Raw genomic sequence first — 1,383 nt, 5'->3', positions numbered from 1 at the left:
CGCCCAGATGGCCGCGATCGGGGAGGCCGAGCAGGCGCGCGGGGGCGGCGCGCGTCATCGTCGCGATCTCCGTCCAGGTGTATTCGCGCGCGATCGACGCCAGCGTGGTCATGCCGATCGCCTCCTGCGGCAAGGTCTCCATCCAGGCGTGGCGGAGATCGCGGCTCATCAGCAGGGCGAACAGGTCGGGATAGGCGGTGAACGGCGCGCCGTTCGGATGATCCGTCGTGAAGAACACGCGCGACGGATCGGGCGACAGGAGGAACAGCTCCAGCCCCGCCGCCCACTGGATCGCGTTGAAGAAGTTGCTGCGCCGGTAGCGGTACGGGACGATGCCGCCGCCGTTGCCCTCGCCGTCGTTGATCACCCATTTGCGCGGGCTCGCCTGGCCGCGCGCGCCGAACTGGCGCAGCACGTCCGACGAGACGGTGACGGTCTGGCCGAACATCACCTGTCCCACGTCGGCGGTGACGTTGGGATGGCGGGCGAGCAGCTCCGCGAGGCGCGGGGCGGCGGAGGAAAATCCGCGCGGTCCCTCGGCGCCATAGGCGTAGAATTGCAGGTGCGCGAGGTGCAGCGGCCGACCTTCCGACGCCCCGATCGTGGCGATCGCGGTCTCGACGTTGCCGGGCAGGCCGAGATTGTTGGTGTGCAGATGCGTCGGGTGCGGCACGCCGAGATAGGTGACCGCCTGCTGCACCGCCTGCGTGATGGCGCGCGAGGTGATGCCGGTGCCGGGCACCTCGTCGTCGAGGTCGAAGCGGCGGGCATTGGCGCGGAACGCCGCAGCGCCGCCGGGATTGATCACCTTCACGCCGAGGCCGCGGCTGGCGGCCAGCACGCGGCCGATATAGTCGGCGAGGGCGTCCGGCCCCTCGCCCGCGCGCAGCAGGTCGAACAGGTACGGCTCGTTGCCGATGACCGTCAGCGTCGCGGTGTCGATATAGGGGATCGCCGCGATTTCGAGCTGCGCCTGCAACGCGGTGTGCGGCGCGATCGCGGGCTCCACGACGAGGCTGTAGCCCATCGCGGCATAGAGGCGGCCGATCTCGTCGGTGATCGGCACCATGTCCGCGTGCCCCGGCCGCTGATCGGCGAGCAGCAGGCGCGCGGTGTTCACGTTGGCGCCGGCGATGTGGGAGTGGATGTCGATCGCGCCGGCCATGACGATGCAGCCGCGCGCGTCGTGCGTCGCGTCCGGCGCCTCGCCCGGGCCGGGCGCGTCGATCACCCGGCCGGCGCGTATCCACACGTCGCCCGCGCCGTCGCGCCCGTGCGCGGGATCGACGACATGGCCGCCTTCGATCAGGGTCAGCACGGCAGCGCCTCCGTGATGCGGGCGAGGACGGCGGCGACGGAGGGCGCGTCGGCATCGCCGCCGGG

At 71.7% G+C, this 1,383-nt stretch carries 1 protein-coding gene; it reads right to left on the bottom strand.

Features of this window, described 5'->3' with window-relative positions; genetic code table 11:
- Positions 1 to 1,318 (bottom strand): formylmethanofuran dehydrogenase subunit A (locus tag B8460_RS10560; protein ID WP_048861563.1); only part of this gene is annotated, 1,318 nt, incomplete at its 3' end.
- Between the last annotated feature and the right edge of the window lie 65 nt (positions 1,319 to 1,383).

This window comes from Acidisphaera rubrifaciens HS-AP3, assembly GCF_000964365.1.
GTDB classification, from domain to species: domain Bacteria; phylum Pseudomonadota; class Alphaproteobacteria; order Acetobacterales; family Acetobacteraceae; genus Acidisphaera; species Acidisphaera rubrifaciens.
This window is presented reverse-complemented; position numbering and strand designations above follow the sequence as displayed.